11 protein-coding genes are annotated in these 19,325 nt (G+C 44.3%); 4 read left to right on the top strand and 7 right to left on the bottom strand.

All coding sequences use genetic code 11. From position 1 onward, the window contains the following. From P5674_RS09115 to P5674_RS09105, 3 genes are all read right to left on the bottom strand, one after another. Window positions 1-1,875, bottom strand: a 1,875-nt coding sequence (locus P5674_RS09115; RefSeq protein ID WP_315669943.1) for a tetratricopeptide repeat protein, incomplete at its 3' end; no start/stop codon positions are given. Window positions 1,876-1,883: 8 nt separating this feature from the next. Next, window positions 1,884-2,918, bottom strand: coding sequence for an AAA family ATPase (locus tag P5674_RS09110; RefSeq protein ID WP_006620017.1), 1,035 nt, complete (start codon window positions 2,916-2,918; stop codon window positions 1,884-1,886). 13 nt (window positions 2,919-2,931) lie between these two features. Then, window positions 2,932-5,082 carry a VMAP-C domain-containing protein gene (locus P5674_RS09105; RefSeq protein ID WP_315669942.1) on the bottom strand — a complete coding sequence of 717 codons (2,151 nt, stop codon included), beginning with the start codon at window positions 5,080-5,082 and terminating at the stop codon, window positions 2,932-2,934. A gap of 383 nt (window positions 5,083-5,465) precedes the next feature. Here P5674_RS09105 and P5674_RS09100 point away from each other — a divergent pair, with 383 nt between their 5' ends. Further along, window positions 5,466-6,017 (top strand): peroxiredoxin family protein, encoded by a 552-nt coding sequence (locus tag P5674_RS09100; RefSeq protein ID WP_006626231.1) that lies wholly within the window; start codon window positions 5,466-5,468, stop codon window positions 6,015-6,017. On the opposite strand, the gene P5674_RS09095 is transcribed toward P5674_RS09100, so the two are convergent. Beyond that, a complete protein-coding gene (locus P5674_RS09095) occupies window positions 6,014-7,057 on the bottom strand; it encodes a phosphotransferase (RefSeq protein ID WP_187757986.1) in 1,044 nt (347 codons plus the stop codon). The two genes, P5674_RS09100 and P5674_RS09095, sit on opposite strands and share 4 nt — an antisense overlap. Before the next feature lie 603 nt (window positions 7,058-7,660). Between P5674_RS09095 and P5674_RS09090 the strand changes: the two genes are divergently transcribed. From P5674_RS09090 to P5674_RS09080, 3 genes are all read left to right on the top strand, one after another. Then, window positions 7,661-8,287: a DUF6745 domain-containing protein gene (locus P5674_RS09090; RefSeq protein ID WP_006626234.1), complete on the top strand. Its 627-nt coding sequence runs from the start codon at window positions 7,661-7,663 to the stop codon at window positions 8,285-8,287. A gap of 123 nt (window positions 8,288-8,410) precedes the next feature. Further along, entirely contained in the window at window positions 8,411-9,676 is a 1,266-nt protein-coding gene (locus P5674_RS09085) for a hypothetical protein (RefSeq protein WP_006626235.1), read from the top strand. A 102-nt stretch (window positions 9,677-9,778) separates the two neighbouring features. Continuing rightward, the gene (locus P5674_RS09080; protein ID WP_006670066.1) at window positions 9,779-11,272 is read left to right on the top strand and encodes a site-2 protease family protein; all 1,494 of its coding nucleotides are present in this window, start codon (window positions 9,779-9,781) and stop codon (window positions 11,270-11,272) included. Window positions 11,273-11,510: 238 nt separating this feature from the next. On the opposite strand, the gene P5674_RS09075 is transcribed toward P5674_RS09080, so the two are convergent. From P5674_RS09075 to P5674_RS09065, 3 genes are all read right to left on the bottom strand, one after another. Further along, window positions 11,511-14,429, bottom strand: a complete 2,919-nt coding sequence (locus tag P5674_RS09075; protein WP_006626237.1) for a plasmid replication protein, CyRepA1 family — start codon at window positions 14,427-14,429, stop codon at window positions 11,511-11,513. Window positions 14,430-14,574: 145 nt separating this feature from the next. After that, complete coding sequence (locus P5674_RS09070; RefSeq protein WP_315669941.1) at window positions 14,575-16,902, bottom strand: hypothetical protein; 2,328 nt, start codon at window positions 16,900-16,902, stop codon at window positions 14,575-14,577. Between the two features lie 6 nt (window positions 16,903-16,908). Further along, window positions 16,909-18,774: a GtrA family protein gene (locus P5674_RS09065; RefSeq protein ID WP_006620007.1), complete on the bottom strand. Its 1,866-nt coding sequence runs from the start codon at window positions 18,772-18,774 to the stop codon at window positions 16,909-16,911. Window positions 18,775-19,325 lie beyond the last annotated feature (551 nt).

The raw sequence follows: 19,325 nt of genomic DNA, 5'->3' as shown, positions 1-19,325 counted from the left end.
CTCCAAAGATTGCCGATACAGACGCTCCGCCTCATCCCAGTTGCCGCGATTTCGCTCGATATCTCCCAACTGTCCCCAAGATTCTGCCATGCCCGAGCGTTGGCGAAGCCTCTCCTCTGGAGAATCGCCCAATTCGGTTCTCAATTCCAAAGATTGCTGAAACAGACGCTCCGGCTCTTCGGTTTGCGTTTGCTGCGCCTCAACCACAGAGGGAGATTCCAACTGTTCCGCATACTCTACATAAACTCCTCCCAATGACCTTAAAATCTGAGCCGTTACCCGCGCAAAAGCGATCGCATTCCCCTGAACTTCCCCTTCCCCTAACTGTCGCGGATTTTTCAGAATCGCCCCAAAATCTTCTACCGCAAAGCCCAAATTCCTCGCCACATAACCAGAAACCTCATCAATCACCCTCACCGTCTCATCCACCGGCACCGACTCTAGTAATAACTCCCGGACTCCCGGCATAAAATCATATTGAACCAACTCCGGGTCAGTCTCCATATCAATCTCGGATATCGGCTTCAATAACCCACCCAAAAACACTTCCGCCACATTGACTGGCAAAGACTCTTTCAACAAAGTTGCCTGAATCAAACGCACCACAGGTAAAGTAATCACAGGAGCCGCCGCCAACAATCCCGCTAATTTTCGCGCTACCCGAGAAGCCGTCGCCCGAAACCCGTTTACCCGCTTTTCCGCCGTCAATTCGCCACCAGAATTGGGCCGCTGCCTCCGTCTTTGATGTTCTGCATACTTAAATAGATATCCGGCTGCCCAAACGTTACCTTTCCCCGCAACTAATCGCGCCCAACTCCCTACTGATTCCGGTTCTAAGGTAAAAATCGGAACCTTCACCACCTGATGAGTGACTTCCTCATCCCACCACAAAGGGAATTCATCAACTTTTAAGTTCTGATTCCAATCTCCGGGATTGAGTCCCTGTAACCTCACCAACGCTTCCCAACCTAAACCGCTTCTTTTCCACATCCATTCAGGTAGCATCTGCAAAATTGCCATCGACCCCCGTTTCGCCCAAAGGTCTAAAATGGGAATCATTTTCCCCTCTCGCCACACTTTCGACACACAATCACTCACCACAATCACTAATCGTCGCCCAGTGGGGTCGATTAATTCCCTGGGACTGCGAGGGGCTTGATGTTTCGCCGTTGCCCCTATCCCCCGGCGAATTTTCACCGCTTCGGGGTTATCGGTGAGTAGACTCCAAACTCGCACATCTCGGAAAATTCCATAGTTCTTGAGGAGTTTTTCTAAGTCTCGGAGGGTATGCCGCCAAAGCAACATCGAGACGCAATCCTCAATCACTAAATCTAAGTCTAACCAAGGTTCTAGGCGAGGTCTTAACACCGGAATCCAAATCCCTTGGCTGGCAATTTGTTCGCTGGTGGCAACTTCATCAATAACCCAATCTCGTCCCCCAGAAACTCGACGCATCAGGGGTTTTAAAGCTCTGGCTAAGGTCAGAGGTCCCCGAAGTGAGGGGGCATCGGAAAGTCGAATGGGTAAACCCCCTCCACCAGGGGCGGTTTGACTCGGTTCCGGTTTGGGGACAATTTCGGATTGGGGCGGTTGGGGGCTTACTGAGGAAGCGGATTTATCTTCTGGGGAATTTTCTGGGGGATTTTTTGGGTTATCTGCTTGGGAAACGGGTTGAGGGGGTGATTCTGGAGGGGTTTGAGATGAACTACTGCTGTCCGAACTGGGTTCAGCGGAGGGTGAAGGGCTGGGTTCGTTAGCTGGAGTTACAGATTCAGAATATTGGTCAATGTGGGAAGCCAGCCAAAAGATATCCGCAATGTCTTTGGCGGAGAGTTGAAATTCCTGTTGTAAGGCTTGAACCAAGTTGGGATTCATTAGTCTTCTCAACTGTTAAGGTATCTCATCAAGATTTCTATCAGGTCTTTCTCGTCGCTGACTTCCGGTTTTAACTCTCGCGTCACCATATAAATGGCGTTTAAGAGTTGGTCGGTGGCGAGGTCGCCCTGGCTGCGACGGTTGATAAACTGCTCGATAAGTTGATTGATTTTGGCGGGGTCTTGGGTGAGGCTATCTTCCTCTAAATGCGCTTCGACAATCTCTTTTAAGGTGGTAGGATTGGTTTGATCGGGCATGGGTAGTCTTAAACAACGCCGGAGAAAGGCTGGGGGAAACTCTCGCTCTCCATTGTCGGTAAGGATAATCAAGGGAAAGTTACAACAGCGAATTTTTCCATCTTGGACGGGAACTGAGATACCATCGGCGGTGGTGACTTCGACTTGATTCTGCTCTGGACTAATTCGGGCGAGTTCGGGAATGGCAAATTCTCCTTCTTCAAACAGGTTTAGCAGGTCGTTGGGGAGGTTGATATCACTTTTATCAATTTCGTCGATGAGTAAGACTCTGGGACGATGAGCGGGTAAGAGGGCAGTTCCTAATGGACCCAGGGTGATGTAACGACCGATATCTTTACTTTTATCGCCCATTTGAACGTCCTGGAGACGGGCGATCGCATCATAACGATAGAGTCCATCTTGCAAGCTGGAACGAGCGGTAATATACCACGGTAACACCGGGCCGAGTTTCAATTCGTAAGCCACAGCATAGGCTAAGGAAGTTTTACCCGTTCCCGGTTTCCCGGTTACTAACAGGGGTCGCCTCAGATATAAGGCGGCATTGACCATATTAACAACCCGGTTTTGCTCTCGGTTCTCAGGGCTATGAATCCGAAAACTTTTCCCCCGTTTCTGGTCGCGAGTTTCCGCGTCTAAGGTCTGCAAAAAATTGTTCCATCGGGTGGCAATTTCTTCCACCAGACTCTTTTCGACTCCAGTAAACTGTCGCCAACTCGGAGGTGGTGGCAATTTCTCAATCCCATCATGGGGGTCACGATTTCCTTGAAAGATTTTCCAGGTGTTCATAGGGTTAGGCGGGTTATTCTCCCGGTTGCATCAGTTCAATCATCATCTCAGGGGTGAGACGATAAGGATCTTCCCAGAGAAACCCCAAGTGACATCCGAGATGGTCGGGGCTATTTCCTTGGGAGGCGGATCGGAGTTCTCGGACTGACTCGCTTAACTGACGCAAAGGGCGACAGGTGAGGAGTTGATTGATACTCTCAGCATAGTTGGCATTGGGATTAGGGCATCGGGGCCAAAGGGCGATCGGTGTGGCTGCTTGCAAAATGGCTTTGACTAAAACCTGGAAATGCTCAGAGGCGGTGGGACAAGTCAGCTTTAAGCCAATTTTCTGGTTTAATTGGTGGGGCAGTTGCCTAGAGTTTAAGCTGTGGAGGTCTTCTAGGCTCTCAAAACTTTCTAAAAGGGGATGTTGGTCTAAAATCTGGCTGACTTTCCCCCAGTTTTCATACCACTGATTGAGGTAATTGTCAAGATAATTGAGGTTTAATCGTTCGAGCGATCGCACTCTCAGTCCATACCTCATTCCCCAACAAGTTTCACTATCAACGGGGTCAAATTCTAATTGCCACTGGTCAACTTCACTACTGAGAAACTCTTTGGGCAAAAACACTTCAATGGTTAAATGATACCGCTTTCCTCTCAGCAACTTTAAGGCTTTTCTCAGGGATTTATTTAACCATATCTGAATCTCCGCCTGCGTACAAGTTAACCCATCTTCCCCAACTTCATCTAACAGCGGTTTAAATGCGGCATTGGGGTCATTTTGAATTAAAAAATTATCCTCAACTAGCCAAGCGTTGACGATGACTTGCTCAGACTTCTTTTGGGACTCCACAGTAACCAGCACATAAGACTCTAATGGCTGCGGTAAATTATCAGGTTCTCTCTGGGATGTCTTATTTTCTAATAGGTTTAAGAATTTATCTAAGCATTGATACCGTAAAATTTGGGTCAAACTGCTGAGTTCAGAGGGATAAAAATTATCCCCTACAATAGCATCGGATGGTAATGCGGTCTGGGCAAATTCTACGACATCTTTCCCATAACCACTCTCCTGCAATATCTCAAAAATTTGTTGTAATATTGCTTCAAAATCAACATGTTTTCCATCCCCAAACATCCCCGGAATGGGTAGGATTGTCGATGATTTTAAGAGGGTTTTGATTTCTTCAATCCCTTGATTGGCTTGGTCAACGCCTGCTTGAAGTTCTTCAAGCTGCAAGGGAATGGTTTGTAAAATGTCTCGAATACTGCGATAACTTGACTCAAGCCTTGCAGAAATCTCTCGCAGGGTCTGGCTTTGTTGTTCTTGGTTTCCCTCAAGTTTACGCTGTAAGTCATCAAAATATTTTGGGATTTTGGAAAACTCTTGAATCTGATAGGCTTGACTCGCTTCGCCGTCATTTTTGAGTTTCAGTAATTGACTTAAAACACTTTGAAAATGACTGTCTTGATGCTTACTTAACCGGGCTAAATCAATCCGCAACCCGGTCAATAAATCCAACATTAACCCCGCGAAAGCCTTACCATCTTCTGCAAAGTCTTCCTTGAGAGTCTGACGGAAGGCTTGGGGAAATTCATCATAAAGCAGTTGGGAAACTGTGGCAAAAACTCCATCAGGAAATTTAAATCCTCCACCGGGACAGGCTGCCATATTCAGTCTAGCAAAAATATCTTGCCAATCTTCCAGTTCCAGGATTTTATCACCCTTTGGAATCAGGATATCTGGCATTTTTCCCTCACTGATTTCTGGATATCTTTCCGATTCTCCTGTCTCTTCATTTAGCCAACTACTCCATAAACTCACCCATTTTTGAGGGGTTATTTCGGCAATTTTTAGGAGATTCTTGCAGGTTTTGCTGTCTTGCTTAAACTCAGGGACGGCTTTATGGGTAATAACGGCGGCGATCGCTTTGCCAACGGCTTGTATTAAATCGTGGTTTTTCAAAGAAACCCCAGGATGTCCGGTGGTGGCATCCCCTAACTCATTCGCCACATTTCCGGCTATAACTGAGCCAATAGCCTTGCAAGTTTCTCCCAAAAACTCTTGAGCCTCTGGGTTCGAGAGTAACCCCACGACACCCAAGGCTGGGGGGAATGTGCAGGTTGCAACATAGCAGGCTCCAAATACTCCCAGCCGATAGAGGGTCTTTTTGACCGCCATATCCTGCTCCGTCTAACTCATGGACTGATTCTACCAGAAACCGCCTAGAAATCTGATGTCTGGGGTCATGGTTTTCTGGGATTTTTGATTCCACCGGATTAACCTTCTGCTGCTGTCTGGGAATTCTTGTGCCGCTAGGCTTGACAGGTGCTGCCAAGCCATGATACTATATCTATGTACAGTTTCACAATTGAGATATGTATCCTTTAAAAAAAATTAGCAATATTCCCATTATCTAAAAGTATAGCCCAGGTTTCCCAAAAAAGCAAGGAACCCCCCCAGAAAAAAAATTTTCGTAACATTTCTTTACATTTCTTTACATAAGTTAACATAATTATGAATTACATTGATAGCTAATCAAGCAGAGTAGATATGAGATTGAGATGATGCTAACTTCCAATGACTTTAGTGGGTTACTGAATCAAAGATTTTTCCGAAACTTTTTACCCATTCCGGCGACTGGGACTTTACACTTAGGGAAAAAGACCCCAGACTTTGAATTACCAGACATCACGAATAATGGGAAAGTGCGTCTGTCTGAATACCGAGGTAATACGCCTGTTATTCTGGCGTTTACGCGAATTTTTACGGAAAAGCAGTATTGTCCCCTATGCTACCCCCACATAAAAGCTCTCAATGAAAATTATGCAGCTTTTGTGGAGCGTGGCGCTGAAATATTGATGATTACCAGTACAGACACAGCACAAAGCCAGACCGTGGTTAAAGATTTAGGTCTAAAAATGCCGTTGTTAAGTGATTCTAGCTGTGGTATTTTCCGACTTTATCATGTAGGTCAAGCCTTGGGCGCACCTCTTCCGGCTCAATTTGTTTTAGACCGTGAGGGAATCTTACAATATCGCCATTTATTTTCGTTTCTTGAACCCAATGCGACAGTCCCTAAACTGCTGAGTGTTCTGGATGAACTAGCTAATTAAAAACCAGGCTGCCAATCTTTGGATTCTAAGCGTTTGAGCTGTTGTAGGTAACGAGAAAAATAACCATGATTTAAGCGGCTGTAGTCGTACATTTTGGCGCTTTGTAAGCTAATCGCCCAGGACCAAATTTGGGCAACTTGGGTGAAGGCGGGTAAGGTATATTTTTCCCAATCAGTGAGGGGGTAAATATCTTGATATCCTTGTATAAAAGCGTCTCGGCTACTACGTCCTAACCCGGCTTGTAGGGAAACTTGTAAAAATTTGGCGATGTCAAAAATGCGCCAACCATAGCCACATTGATCAAAGTCGAATAGGGTGATATCTCCTGAATTGGTAAAATGGGCGTTTCCACTGTGGGGGTCTCCCCAACAAATTCCCCATAGGTCAGCGTTTTTGGGGAAATCAGCTAGTTGAGCCCGGATTCTCTCTGCTGTATTATGTAAGTCTGATAGGTCAGACGATCGCAATTGTAGGAAGGGGGCGATCGCTTCTACGGAACGATCTAAGAGGTATTCTAGGGTTAGTGGCGATCGGTAATGGTCTGTATGGAAGTGACGAGAAACCTGATGAAGACGGGCGACAGTTTGACCTAGTTGGCGACTTTGGCTAGAGTTTAAGTCTCCTAGGGGGATTTGTCCTGATGCGTAGGTGAACAGGGCTGCATATCGTTTCCCCTCCGGTGCATTAATTTCTACTAACAGTTGATTCTCCCAAGTCCTTAACGGGTGCGAAACGGGAATATCTCGTTTCCGCAGAAAGTCCAACAGGTCTAACTCGAATTGGGTTTCTGACCTGGACCGCCAATGATGATGGGACACTCTGAGAATGTAGGATCTGATCGATGTTTCGATTACATATATATCACTCAAGCCTCGATGCCAAAATTCACAACTCTGGACTGCTTCGAGTCTATACTTAGGCAGTACCTTGGAAAGTAAAGCATCACAGGCTAGGGTTGAGTAACTGACGGGAAATGTCTCTTCTGTAGTCGTTAGGCTTAGTCTAGATCCTTTGCTTTTGGTGCGACTAACAGCAATCATGGCTTTATACCTCCAAAGTTATTTGATGAGTGTTGACGGCTTCTCTGGTCCCACACAGATGCGATCGCTTTAGCTGGCTAACGGTTTCCCTCCGTTGTTGGTAGCATCTGTATTGACTATTTCCCTTTTTTGGATCAATTGGCTGATTCCTCGCCTGATTCCCTCAACTATCCGGTTATTTCTACCATCAAAAATTATCAAACCTTTTTGGTATAAATGACAAGCTATGGCGACGTTGAACCACCAATCGATCACACCATTTGATTCATTATCATATTTCTTCTAGCCTAAAATTGTAAGATAAAAATGACATTTTTATATTTTTTTTCCAGATGATTTTCCCGGTCAATAATTCTTAACTATTTATTTGTATTTTTCCCGAAAACTGATATAATGGACGATTATGCCATTCCACCAAGCCATACTACAAATCGAATTTTTTGGCAAGTCTGATTTGAACAAAATCTGCGATTTCTGGTTGATCACTTAGCAACTATCCTCAAATTTGGTAAAATTGATTACAGTTTTTGTAGTGGTTATGCGCTATGGCTGACCTGATAGCTGGGAATATGAAACCAATTAAATCAATGGGACATGGAAGTGATGAGATGTCTGATTAAATCAGCCAAGGAAAAAGCTAATCAGCCTCATGATTTCACGAGGTTAACAGATAACAGGTCTCGCTTGCACGCGATCGCCAAACCCGCTATGGTATTTGAGGACGGTTATCAGGTCTACGCCCATCATGGCTGGATTTTCCGAGAAGATTATCTATGGGGGGTTGAGTTAATCCGTCATAGTGTGGATGAAAGCGATCGCCTCCACGCCGAAGGGGAAGCCGCCATCGAATTTTCCGATGGATTTTGCTGTCACGTCCAGGGGGTAAGGTTACCGGAAAAATACGGCAAACTGCACCCAAATCCATGGCAATCACAATGGTTATTAACGGAACCAAATGCGGAACGAATAAGGGTGTTAATTGAGGGGATAGGTTATGGCAGAATTTGCCAAGAACTCGATTCGGTAGAATTAGATAATTGGCGGGAATATAATTTATTAAAAATTGATAACTATCAGGAAAACGAGCCAATTTTATTATTAAAAATGACCTGTGGGAGTACCAAATCAATTCATGTCCTGCGGGTTCCCCCAGATATGACCTCAGCTAGGGCGGCGATTAAGTGGGTGAACTGGGGGATTGACCCGGAAGAATTTGCAGTGTCAACTTAAACAATATTTAATGATTATGCGATCGGCAAAATGTCTCGTTCAATTCTAGCCATATCGAGATAAAAATGTTACCATCTATTCTACAATTGTAGCATCTAATGGTTTGAGAGTTGGGCTTTTTTTATGGATTATAAACAAGAATTAATTACCACAATCCACGATTTTGGCTGTGACCTAGAATTATTAGAAGGTCGCTTAACCCAACTCAGTGAAATTTCCCCAACAGCCGTCCTAATTCCGGCGTTGTATGAAGAACTAGAAAGACCGGCGCTGACTCAAATTCGCGATTGCTTAAAAGACTGTGAATTTGTCAGAACTGTTGTAATATGTGTGCGAGCAACCACCTTAGAACAATATGCCAGCACGGTTCAATTTTTTGAAATCATGCCCCAACCGACCCTAGTAATTTGGGAAAACGGACCCCGCGTGACTCAACTTTTGAACAAATTAAGGGAAAAGGGGCTAGATCTATTGAGTTTTAAAGGTAAAGGTCAAGCGGTATGGTTAGGACTAGGTTTAGCATCCCTGCAAGCGGAAGCGATCGCTCTCCATGATGCAGATATTACCACCTATGATAAATCCTATCCGCTCAAATTGTTATTTCCCCTAGTGGAGAAGGACTTAGGCTTGGCCTTCAATAAAGCCTACTACGCGCGCATAGGAGGGGAACCCCTAGGTTTTCATGGTCGGGTAGTGCGTCTGTTTGTGACACCGTTACTGACAGCAATGATGGATGTATTTGGCTATAACAATTACCTCCGGTATCTTAGCGCCTATCGTTACCCCCTGTCGGGAGAATTTGCCCTGACCGATGACCTGGCCCTGAATACTCGCATTCCGGGTAACTGGGGGTTAGAAATCGGGTTATTAGCAGAAGTCTACCGCAATGTTGCCGATAAACGTATCGCCCAAATCGACTTAGGGATTTTCGACCATAAACATCAAAGCCTAGGAAGATCCAGCAATGAAGGCCTGCGGAAGATGTGCCGGGATATTTTCCGTTCAATTCTCAGAACCCTAGTAGAAATGGAAAGAGTTACCATTAGCCGGGAACAAATCCATACTTTGCGGGTAAAATTTCGGCGAGAAGCACAAGACTACACGAGACAATATTTTCTTGATGCCCGATTTAATAACCTACACTACGATCGCCACCAGGAAGAAATGACTGTAGAAATCTTTGAACAGGTGATCGCAGAAGCCGGGGACGAATATTTCCGCAACCCAGCGGGGGCGCAAATTCCTGACTGGACTAGGGCGTTAGCGGTAATGCCAGCCCTGCGGGAACAACTACGGGAAGCCACCCGGCGCGATATGGTACAAGGGAGGGAACTTACCGAAAAAAATGCTGGTGAACCTTCGCCGGAGGCTGACTCGGAAGCAAATTAGACTGTTGTGGGTTCTCGTCTTGTTTCTCAGAACGGTTATTGTATTAAAAGGAACTAAAAGACGCGATCGCCTGATTTTTGGGACTCGACAAAAAGGAAGAGAATGTTTATTGCATCGGACAACACTACAATTTTTATCTTACTAATTTCCCTAGGGATTCTGACTTGGGGGTACTACCGCGCTAGACCTTATGGAAAAGCTGGCATTCTCTCATGGCTACAGTCAGTATCTCTGATGGGACCCTGGCTATTATTTTTTGGGCTAACTGCCTTTGGCATCTATATTAACTTTGTCAGCATTCTGCTGTTATTCGTCGCCGCCACGGGTATTTACATTTACTTGGGGCGAAAACTGCGATCGCTGGCTGAAGAATTAGATGACAACAACCCACAGATTCCTCAAGAGGGGGAAACTCCTACCCCAGAAGCTGTTAACCTCAGCGACACCAGCCGGGAAACACCAGGGACTCCCCAAACTGAAACTACAGCTATCAACCCAGAAGACCTAAAAGTTATCCAAGGTATTTTTGGCATTGATACCTTTTTCGCCACGGAAACTTTCCCCTATCAAGAGGGAGTGATTTTTAAGGGGAACCTTCGCAGTGACCCGGAAGAGGTCCATGGTCGTCTCAGCCGCAGCCTTCAAGAAAAAATGGGCGATCGCTTCCGTTTATTTTTAATCGAAAATCCTGACGGTAAACCCGTTGTCATTGTCCTTCCCAGTAGCAAAGACCCCCAACCCGCTACAGATGGACAAAAAATCCTCGCCCTGGTTTTACTGGTGATTACAGTCGCCACTATTTTTCAAGCCGGGGGTCTACTTTTGGGCTTCGACTTCTTTGGTGAACATAATCGTTATGGGGAAGTCTTACCTATTGCGATCGGTATAGGATCGGTTCTCGCCGCCCATGAAATCGCCCATCAAGTTATCGCCAACCGCCACCAGGTTAAATTTAGTCTCCCCTTTTTCATTCCTACTGTACAAATCGGCACCTTTGGCGCTTTTAACCGATTTGAGTCTCTACTTCCCAACCGGAAGGTTTTATTTGATGTCGCCCTAGCTGGACCCGCCGCCGGGGGTTTGTTATCACTACTTATGCTATTGGCTGGATTGATACTTTCCCACCAAGGTAGTTTGTTTCAAGTTCCCACTAGCTTTTTCCAGGGTTCTGTTTTGGTCGGGCTACTTTCCAAATTGATTCTCGGAAACGCCCTCAAACAAAGTATTGTCGATGTTCATCCCTTGACTATTATTGGTTGGCTAGGCTTGGTGATTACTGCTATTAATTTAATGCCAGCCGGACAGTTAGATGGTGGTCGCATTATCCAGTCTATCTTTGGGCGCAAAGTCGCTGGAAGGTCTACTTTTGCTACTTTTATTGTTTTGGCGATCGCTTCTTTGGTCAATCCCCTGGCTTTGTATTGGGCGGCGGTTATCCTGATTTTACAGCGTAACCTCGAACGTCCTAGCCTTAATGAACTCACTGAACCCGACGACACCCGCGCCGCTTTGGGACTCCTGGCTATCTTTATGATGATTATTACCCTCTTTCCCCTTACCCCTACCTTAGCCAGTCGCTTGGGAATTGGCGGTTGATCTCACCCCATACACAAACCACCCCCTGTCTCTATATCGGCTATTGTGTTAATTTATGTAACAAAAAATTAAGAAGTGTTAGAAAAAACGGCTTTTTGGCACTGGGGGGGTTGATTTTGTAGGTGGCTCGTGGTACTATGTTACATAATGGGAATATTAGCAATTTTATTTTTTGGGTCAATTATCCATTATGCTATAAACTATATGTCAATAGCCTATCACGACTCGACAACAGTTGTCAACCCCCAGAATGATTCAACCATTGTTGAAAGACAAGATTTCTGTCATCATCAGGGATAAGTAATTGATAGACCCGATGTCGTTTTTTGGCATAAGTTTCGAGACGATCGCATTTTAAGCCATAGCCAATTTGATCAAGAAAGCGACTTAATACCATAATGGGGGTAGATCGTGGTGCTAACCCTATTCCGATAATAGACTTAATAGCAGTGCGATCGCCTAAAGCCAGCTTCGCCATTTGCTGTAAATCAGGATCAGTATTTTTAAACTCCCGATTTTCCTGTTGTAATAAAGTAGGAAAGCGTAATAATTCCAGAGTAGCGACGACCGCGCCTAATTGCGATCGGTTAAAATCAGGACCAAATAAACTACCTTTTCCTCGTTGTCCCAAATCCTGTGCTATTCGCGCATCTCTCGCGGACAGGAAAGGGCGACCCACAGTTAAGAAATAATGCAATTTTAATTTTTCATACCATCCCTGGTCATCCTTAGTTATCAATTCAGGATTAACGGGAATACCATAGCGCAATTTTAACTGATGTTTGCGTAAAGATTGACTTTCAGCAGGAGTTTTAAACACTTTTTTTTGCAAAACATGATATGCCAAATCACTTAAATCTGTAGCGTTAGATATAGCCCAGCATTCGGTCTGATAATTGCGATCGCGCACAGCGTCAATCAAATCAGTTAAACTAGGTTTAAGGTGATGGTCAGCCACCAAATCAGAATCAGAAGTTTCGCAAGGGGGAGAAACGGGTGATAATTGATGACCTTCAGCTTCCAAGCCAGCCAATACAGATTCCCGATAGCGGGTCATAGTAGCATTAAACCGGACGGCAATTTTAGCCCAACACATTAAAGACTCAGCTTGAAACCCCATTTCCAAATCATCAAAATCATCAAAATCTGACTGTTGTAATAAACGAATGTTTAACTGAGTTAAGCGATGGCTACAACTCAGCAGGGAAGCCATAGATAAAGCGCCATTTCCCAACCTATTTAAACCGTGGGAAGCTATCCACAGATGTCGAGGTATATTTTCGCGAATTCTAGCCAAAGCCTGACGCACAGAATTTTCAGATTGAACCCCTTGGGCGATACCCCATACGGAGGTAAAATGACCTTTTAAATCAATACTCACCCCAGTTTCAATAGCAGGGGAAGCCAAAACCAGATCATAATCTGCTAAAATATGATTAAGTCGGTTGATGCAACCGTAGGCGGGATGATGAGGGTCAGCCAAAGACTGGGAATCAATACGGAGGATTTTCAGTTGAGGAAATTGCGCTTTAAAATAGGCTTCTAAGGTGGAAGTCCCCCACTTACTAGCTAACTTTTGGGCGGACAAACACACAAAGGGACGACCGCCATTAGCGAGATGATTTTCTAGGTCTTTAACTAATTGTTTAGGAGTATGACCGCCATAGTGATAAACATTCCAAGCCTGATCAGCAGCAGGTCGAAAATGGTTTTCGATAATAAAGGGAGTTAGGGGAATTCCCGATAAGGCTTTGAGATAATCAATAGTAGTATCACTGAGGTCAGCATCAGCGATAACTACCCGACCATTGGACATGAAGACATTTTGCAATAAAACTTTTAGCGATCGCAATATAGCGACTCGATATTGGCGACAGGTGTCGGAATTTAGACCATGCCAAATTATCTGTTCAACTTCATCAAAAATCACCAAAGTATTAGACCAATTATTGGGGTTAAAACCCAGGGAGGAAGAGGGATGCAGGGAATCAATACATAATCCATAACCCTCCCCAGGACGACTGATAACCGTCCCCATTCCGGCTTTCATATAGTTTAAACCAAACCGCTGACAGAGAGATTCTACTAAGCGGATACGATGACCGATAACCAGGACAGACTGACCTTTATCACTGGCTTGTTTAACGAGATTTTCTAGGAGTCTAGTTTTCCCGCTACCTTTGGGGGATTTAATCGCCACCAATTGGCAGGCTTGAGGGATAGCTAAATCCTCTGGGAGATAGGGACAATTGAGGTTTAAATCGGCGGAATAGGTCAAGCGTGAGTGGGAGATGGCGCGCCAGGTTTCCAGGGGTGTAGCGGCTTGATAGGCTTGATGTAGGGCTTCTACTCCTTGGGTCGCAATGAGATCATCAACACCTTTCCCTAATTGGGGTTTCCAGGTAATGACTTTAGTATGGCAACCTCTGCGGCTGAGAAGATATCCCATTTGGCGGATAGCTGCGTCTACGGCTTTGATGGTGTTAGGTTTGGTATCGCTATCAAAGACAATATAGATTTGGCGACCTTGGCTGGCTAGTTTTTGTAATTCTGGAATTAACTGAGATTTTCCGATGCGGTTTCCCCATTGGTCTCGCGGGACTCGATAGCCGCCGTTAATACCGGGAAGGGCTATGGCTGGGTATCCAGCAGTAAGTAGTGATCCGGCTTTTTTTGCGCCTTCGGTGATACAGATGGGAATTTCGTGATGATCAATGACCCACTCCCAAAATCCTAAATCGGCGCGGTCTGGTTGTATGGCTTCGGGGGAAATGGTTAAACTGTGACGATGGGCGATCGCTTCCCAAATTGATTGGGAGACTCGCAAGGCAAAAATTCCGGTGGCGGTTTGGGGAGGATGTTCGTATTTTATGGGTTTATTGCTGTGACTGCTAAGGCGAGGTTTGGCGGGTTTGAAGCATCCCCACAGATCCTCGTTTCCGGTTAAGATATCGACACCTGAACACCACCAGCCCCCTTGGTTAACATGACTATAGCGTTTAAGAATGCGATCGCATACTCGACCACCATTGCGTCTGGGTAGGTTGTCGGCATACAGCAGATAATCTAAAGGGCGATCGCCTTCTAGGGGAATAACATTTAATTGAGTTAGCTCTGGGTCAACGCAGCTTGCGTTCCATTCTATCAGATGATTCACGATATCTCCAGGAAATTAGGCACACCCCACACTGCCTATACAATCAATTGGGATTTAGGGGATTTATACTATAACCCCAGATGTGGAGTTGTTGTCAATTGATTGGCTGAATCTTCCATAGATATGGGGTAATTGACCGGACTCATCAGGTCCTAGCCCCATCCTGACTCAGTTTAATGATATCAATGGCTTCTCCAATTTGGGTTAGCTGGTGGTTTTCGGAATTATAAGCCCAAACCTTTAAAGATATTTCGCCAGAGGGTAAACTAGCGGTGGGAATCCTTAGCCTCCAACCAGATTGTGCATATTCACGAATTCCTAAAACACTAGCAACATCCCAGCGAGGAATATTTACCTCTCCCACAGCAATTAACTGGTTATTCTCCCCGACACTGAGATAAACAGCATCAGCAGGTTTTCGGGTTTCGGGAATTACTCCCCACCCGGTTAAAACTGAGGGTTGACCTACCCGAATTGGTGATTCTGGAATGACATCAATTGCGCCATTAAATTGGTCGGTAGTGGCGAAAGTTGGGGGCATATCACTCCGTCGCCAAAACCAATGGGATTGGACGAATTTGTGAGGGCGATATTGTTGTAAAATGTATTGATAAATTAGAGAGGCTGAATCGGCTTTTAAGACTTCATCCCAGGGGTTTTGAAACCAGACATCATTAGTTAAGAGAATTATGGGGGGTTGAGTCCTTTCTAGGTCTTGGATTACCTGGTTTTGGGCGACGGTAGGTTTAGCATAGAGAACATAGCTATATTTTGAACAGGATGGCTTATTATATAGATAATACCACAATCCTTCTGATGTGACATTAAAAAAACAGGATTGATTGGCTATTTCTGGTGACATGACATTTTTGGCTTCTAAATAATCGGGTTTGAGTAATTCAGTATCAGGGACAGAGATAGCGGCTGGGAGTTGCGATAGTTTCTGGGATGCTTCCAGGACATTAAAACCAGATTCTGAGGTTAGAATAAATATCAATAACACGCCTATACTCAGCTTTTGCGGCAATGTTAGGGTTAATTGATGTAGGGGATTTTCCAGATATCGCCGATAAGCTAACAGCAATAAATATACAGTTAAAAATGCTGTCATAATTGCGCCGTGATAAGCATGACCTAAATCACTGCGGTCTAGGGTGATTCTCATATAAACGCCGGCGGCGGATAGGAGAATTAGGGTAAATAAATGTTTGCGGACAAAGGGTTTTAGTTGGAAGTTATGGCTGATTAAATCCCAGGTGAGATAGGTTAAAACTCCGGCTTGAATGAGAATAGATAGCCAGAATTTTTGGGAGATAAAGGTCATTTGGAAGGGGGGAAGGGGAATGAAGGAAATGTAGCGACCATATTTTCCCCAGTAGGCGATTTGAGAGGCGATCGCATTTACTTGATCTAGTCCTAAAAAAATGGCGATCGCACTCAAGGAAATGACTACCCCGGTGAAGGTTGCAGTTAACCAAGTTTTGCTAGTTTGGGAAGGTAAAAATAGGCTGATGATACAGGTAATCAAATAAACGGCTAAGAAATATATGGCGCGGTCATACACATATAAAAAACCCCCAGGAATAGACAACCCCACCAACAGGGATAAAATTATGGCTTGTCGTCTAGGAAAATGGTGGCTATCCCCGACATGATTAGATTGTAATTGTTGTGGTGTTTCCCAGGGTAGAAATAGGCGAAAATAACGGAGAGTTATGGCGATTTGAAAGACAAACCAAGTCCCTCGCCTCCCGTCAAACTTGAAGAAAATGCTATCAAAAATACACCAGAATAAACAGAGTAGTAAAAAAATGGGTAATTTTGACTTTTTTAATCCTACTAACCCGGTGATTTCCCACAAAATCCAAAAATAGCCTACAGCAGTGAGTGCATTTTGGAGATTAACAACTAGCCGACTTAAAGCAATTCCGTTATTATTGCTAATGAAACTCATGGCTATTTCTGTGGGTAAAACATCCATACCATAGCCATGAATTAAGACGGTATTAATAAAGGGCTTTTCCAGTTGGGAGAAATTCGGCCAAAATCCCAAAAATTCTCCTTCGTGGAAGGAGTCCCGCAAAAGGGAGGTAATTTGAAACTGGTTGAAAGGAATATTAATGACCCAGGCTAAGAGTAAAATTCCGGTAGCGGTTGCTAAAAACCAATTTTGGCTGAGAGTTTTGGCGGTAATGTTAATGACAGGGTGGAGATATTCTCCCGGCGATGTTTTCCGAAATTTCCAAACTATCAGAGTTAGCAGGGGGGGAGTAAATAGCAAAATCAGATATTTGAGATAATCTGTATAGGGACTGATATTCTCAATGCTGGCTTGGGAAATTACCCCGGTGGTATTGTTTCTGATCGGGATAGCAATGGGGTTGACCAGGGGAACTAAAATTATCCAACTGGTGAGGGTAATTATCAGGACTACGGCTAAACTTGGTGGGGGGGTAAATTTGCGATCGCTCATTTTTACCTAAGACTCCCAACTGGAAATGCGATCGCCTGACGAAAAGGAATATAGCTTATGTCCGGTAAAACTAATTAAGGCTACACAGGCGGCGCTTACGAGTCTAGCCGGGGTAGGAGACCACCCCAATTCATTAATCAACAATTGTAATAACCCCAAATTCGCCAATAAACTATTTAAGGCGACTGTCGCAAAAACTCCATATTGCATCAACCAGTTACGCCAGTAAATACCAAACACAAACCGACGACTTAACCAGAAATTGGTACTTAGTCCCAAAAAGTAACTAATTCCCAAGGCGTAAACATACCAAATTCCCGCCTGGGTAAGAAGGGAAAACACCAAAACATCTACAACGGTTGCACTTCCCCCGGTGAGTAAATAACCGCCAAACTGTCGCAAGGTAGCGATCGCCTGACGACGGCGAGACTTTCGGGAAACCGCCGCCACAGTGGTTGGGGTTTCGGCTTCGGCTTCTTCGACATATTCACTATCACTATTGACATTCCAGAGATTATGTTTTCCGGGGGTGATTACATTTTCCGCCGCCAAAATTCCCATCAATAAGCTATGGTCTTGGTTATTATACTTAAATGCACCATATCGACCCACCAACTGCAAATTCTGGAAACCTTTAAAATACTCCTCAAGGGTTGCTAAAGAGGCTTTATAATTTCCGGCATATATAGGATAAGTCCGAGGTAAACGCACAACAAACCCCCCAGAAACCTGCTGCTTTTGGAGTAATCCAATTTTTATCAGGTCGGCTTGCGCCATGTGTAGCAGGTCTTCTTCTGGACAATTCCATAACTGATCATCAAAATTGCACCAATACTCACAACAGAGGGGAGTTTGATAATTATTGGGTAACATTTCGGGCGACCAATTGGCAAAATTTGTCACCCTTCCTAATTTCACCCTGGGGTCGTTAATATATAGCCAGTTATCGGGGAATAAATGACCATCATCAATAATTAAATAGACTAAAATAGTATTCCGAAATTTAAGCGATCGCGCTGATTCTATCACTGGCTGAGGCGGTGCTGTTTTCAACTGTTCCACCAATAAAGTTAAGGGAATAGAAGAAATCACCCCCCCACAGCTAAAAGTTTGCACTTCTTTAGTCTCACGGTTGCGGACAGTCACATGGGTAGCCTGACCATCATTATGATGTACCTCAATCACTTCGGTATTCAGTAATAAGGGTTGCTGATGCTGATTTAAATAATCGGCTATTTTATCATAAAGTTGACCAGAACCCAACCGAGGAAATTGGAATTGGTCAATCAAGGTTTTGACTTTACCATCATTTCCTAATAAGGCATTAACCACGGCTTTATATAAGGACAAACCCTTAATTCTTTGTGCCGCCCAGTCGGCGCTAATTTCTGTACAAGGAATTCCCCAAAGTTTCTCGGTGTAACTCTCAAAGAAAATCTCAAATAGCCGTCGCCCAAATTTACCAATCACCCACTCGGAAAAATTCTCTGGCTGAGGTTTGGGAAATAAACGCACTTTCACATAAGACGAAAGTATTTTAACTGTCTCCAATAACCCCAACGCAGAAAGCACCTGTTTGGCTTGGAGAGGATAACTAAAGTATTTTCCCCCGTAATAAATGCGGGTAAGTCGATTAACTGTTACCTGGTCTTTTTCTAATACTTGATTCCAGAGTTTCACCACAGGCGATAATTTGGTGAAAAATCGATGGGGTCCGAAATCGAGAATAAACCCTTTATACTCGATACTTTTCGCTAGTCCCCCCACGCGCTTATCTCTTTCTACTACTACTACAGGAATTCCCTGACGGGTGAGAGTATAAGCCGCAGCTAACCCCGCTGGACCCGCACCTAAAATGTAAATCGGTTTCATCACACCACACTCAAATTATCGACTTGGGCAAATTGTACTCATCATACACTATCATCCATAATAACCCGATTTTTCCATTCAAAAGGGGTTGACATTATCCTCTATTTTCTGATATTCTAGGTCATATATAACATAATAGAGATATTTGTGTATATTTTTTTTGAAGATAGATTCCCATTATAATAAAATTATATCCGAGGTTTCCCCAAATTGTCAACCCCCCTTCCCGAAAAAGCCGGGCAACGATAAGTTTTACTAATTTAAAATTCGCCAATAGTTTTAATATTTAAAAGATTGTAAATATTTATGACATTTTTATTGCTAAATATTATCAAATAATTGACGACAGAATGGGGGTTGTGGTAGATTTATGTAAACAAAAATCCACTGGGGTTTCTGTGAACTGAGCAAAATACGGCTTAAAAAGCCGATTATATGGTGAGTCTTGGGCGATCGCCGAGGGAATTTCAAGTTTAGCGATGCACGAGTTTTGGGGAAATTCGGGGTGATCGAAAATCGGCGACTTGACAAAAACGGATATTTATGGTATT

This window comes from Limnospira sp. PMC 289.06, from assembly GCF_032350395.1.
GTDB lineage: Bacteria > Cyanobacteriota > Cyanobacteriia > Cyanobacteriales > Microcoleaceae > Limnospira > Limnospira platensis.
Note: the sequence above shows the minus strand (reverse complement) of the source record. Positions and strands in the feature narration are given on the sequence as shown.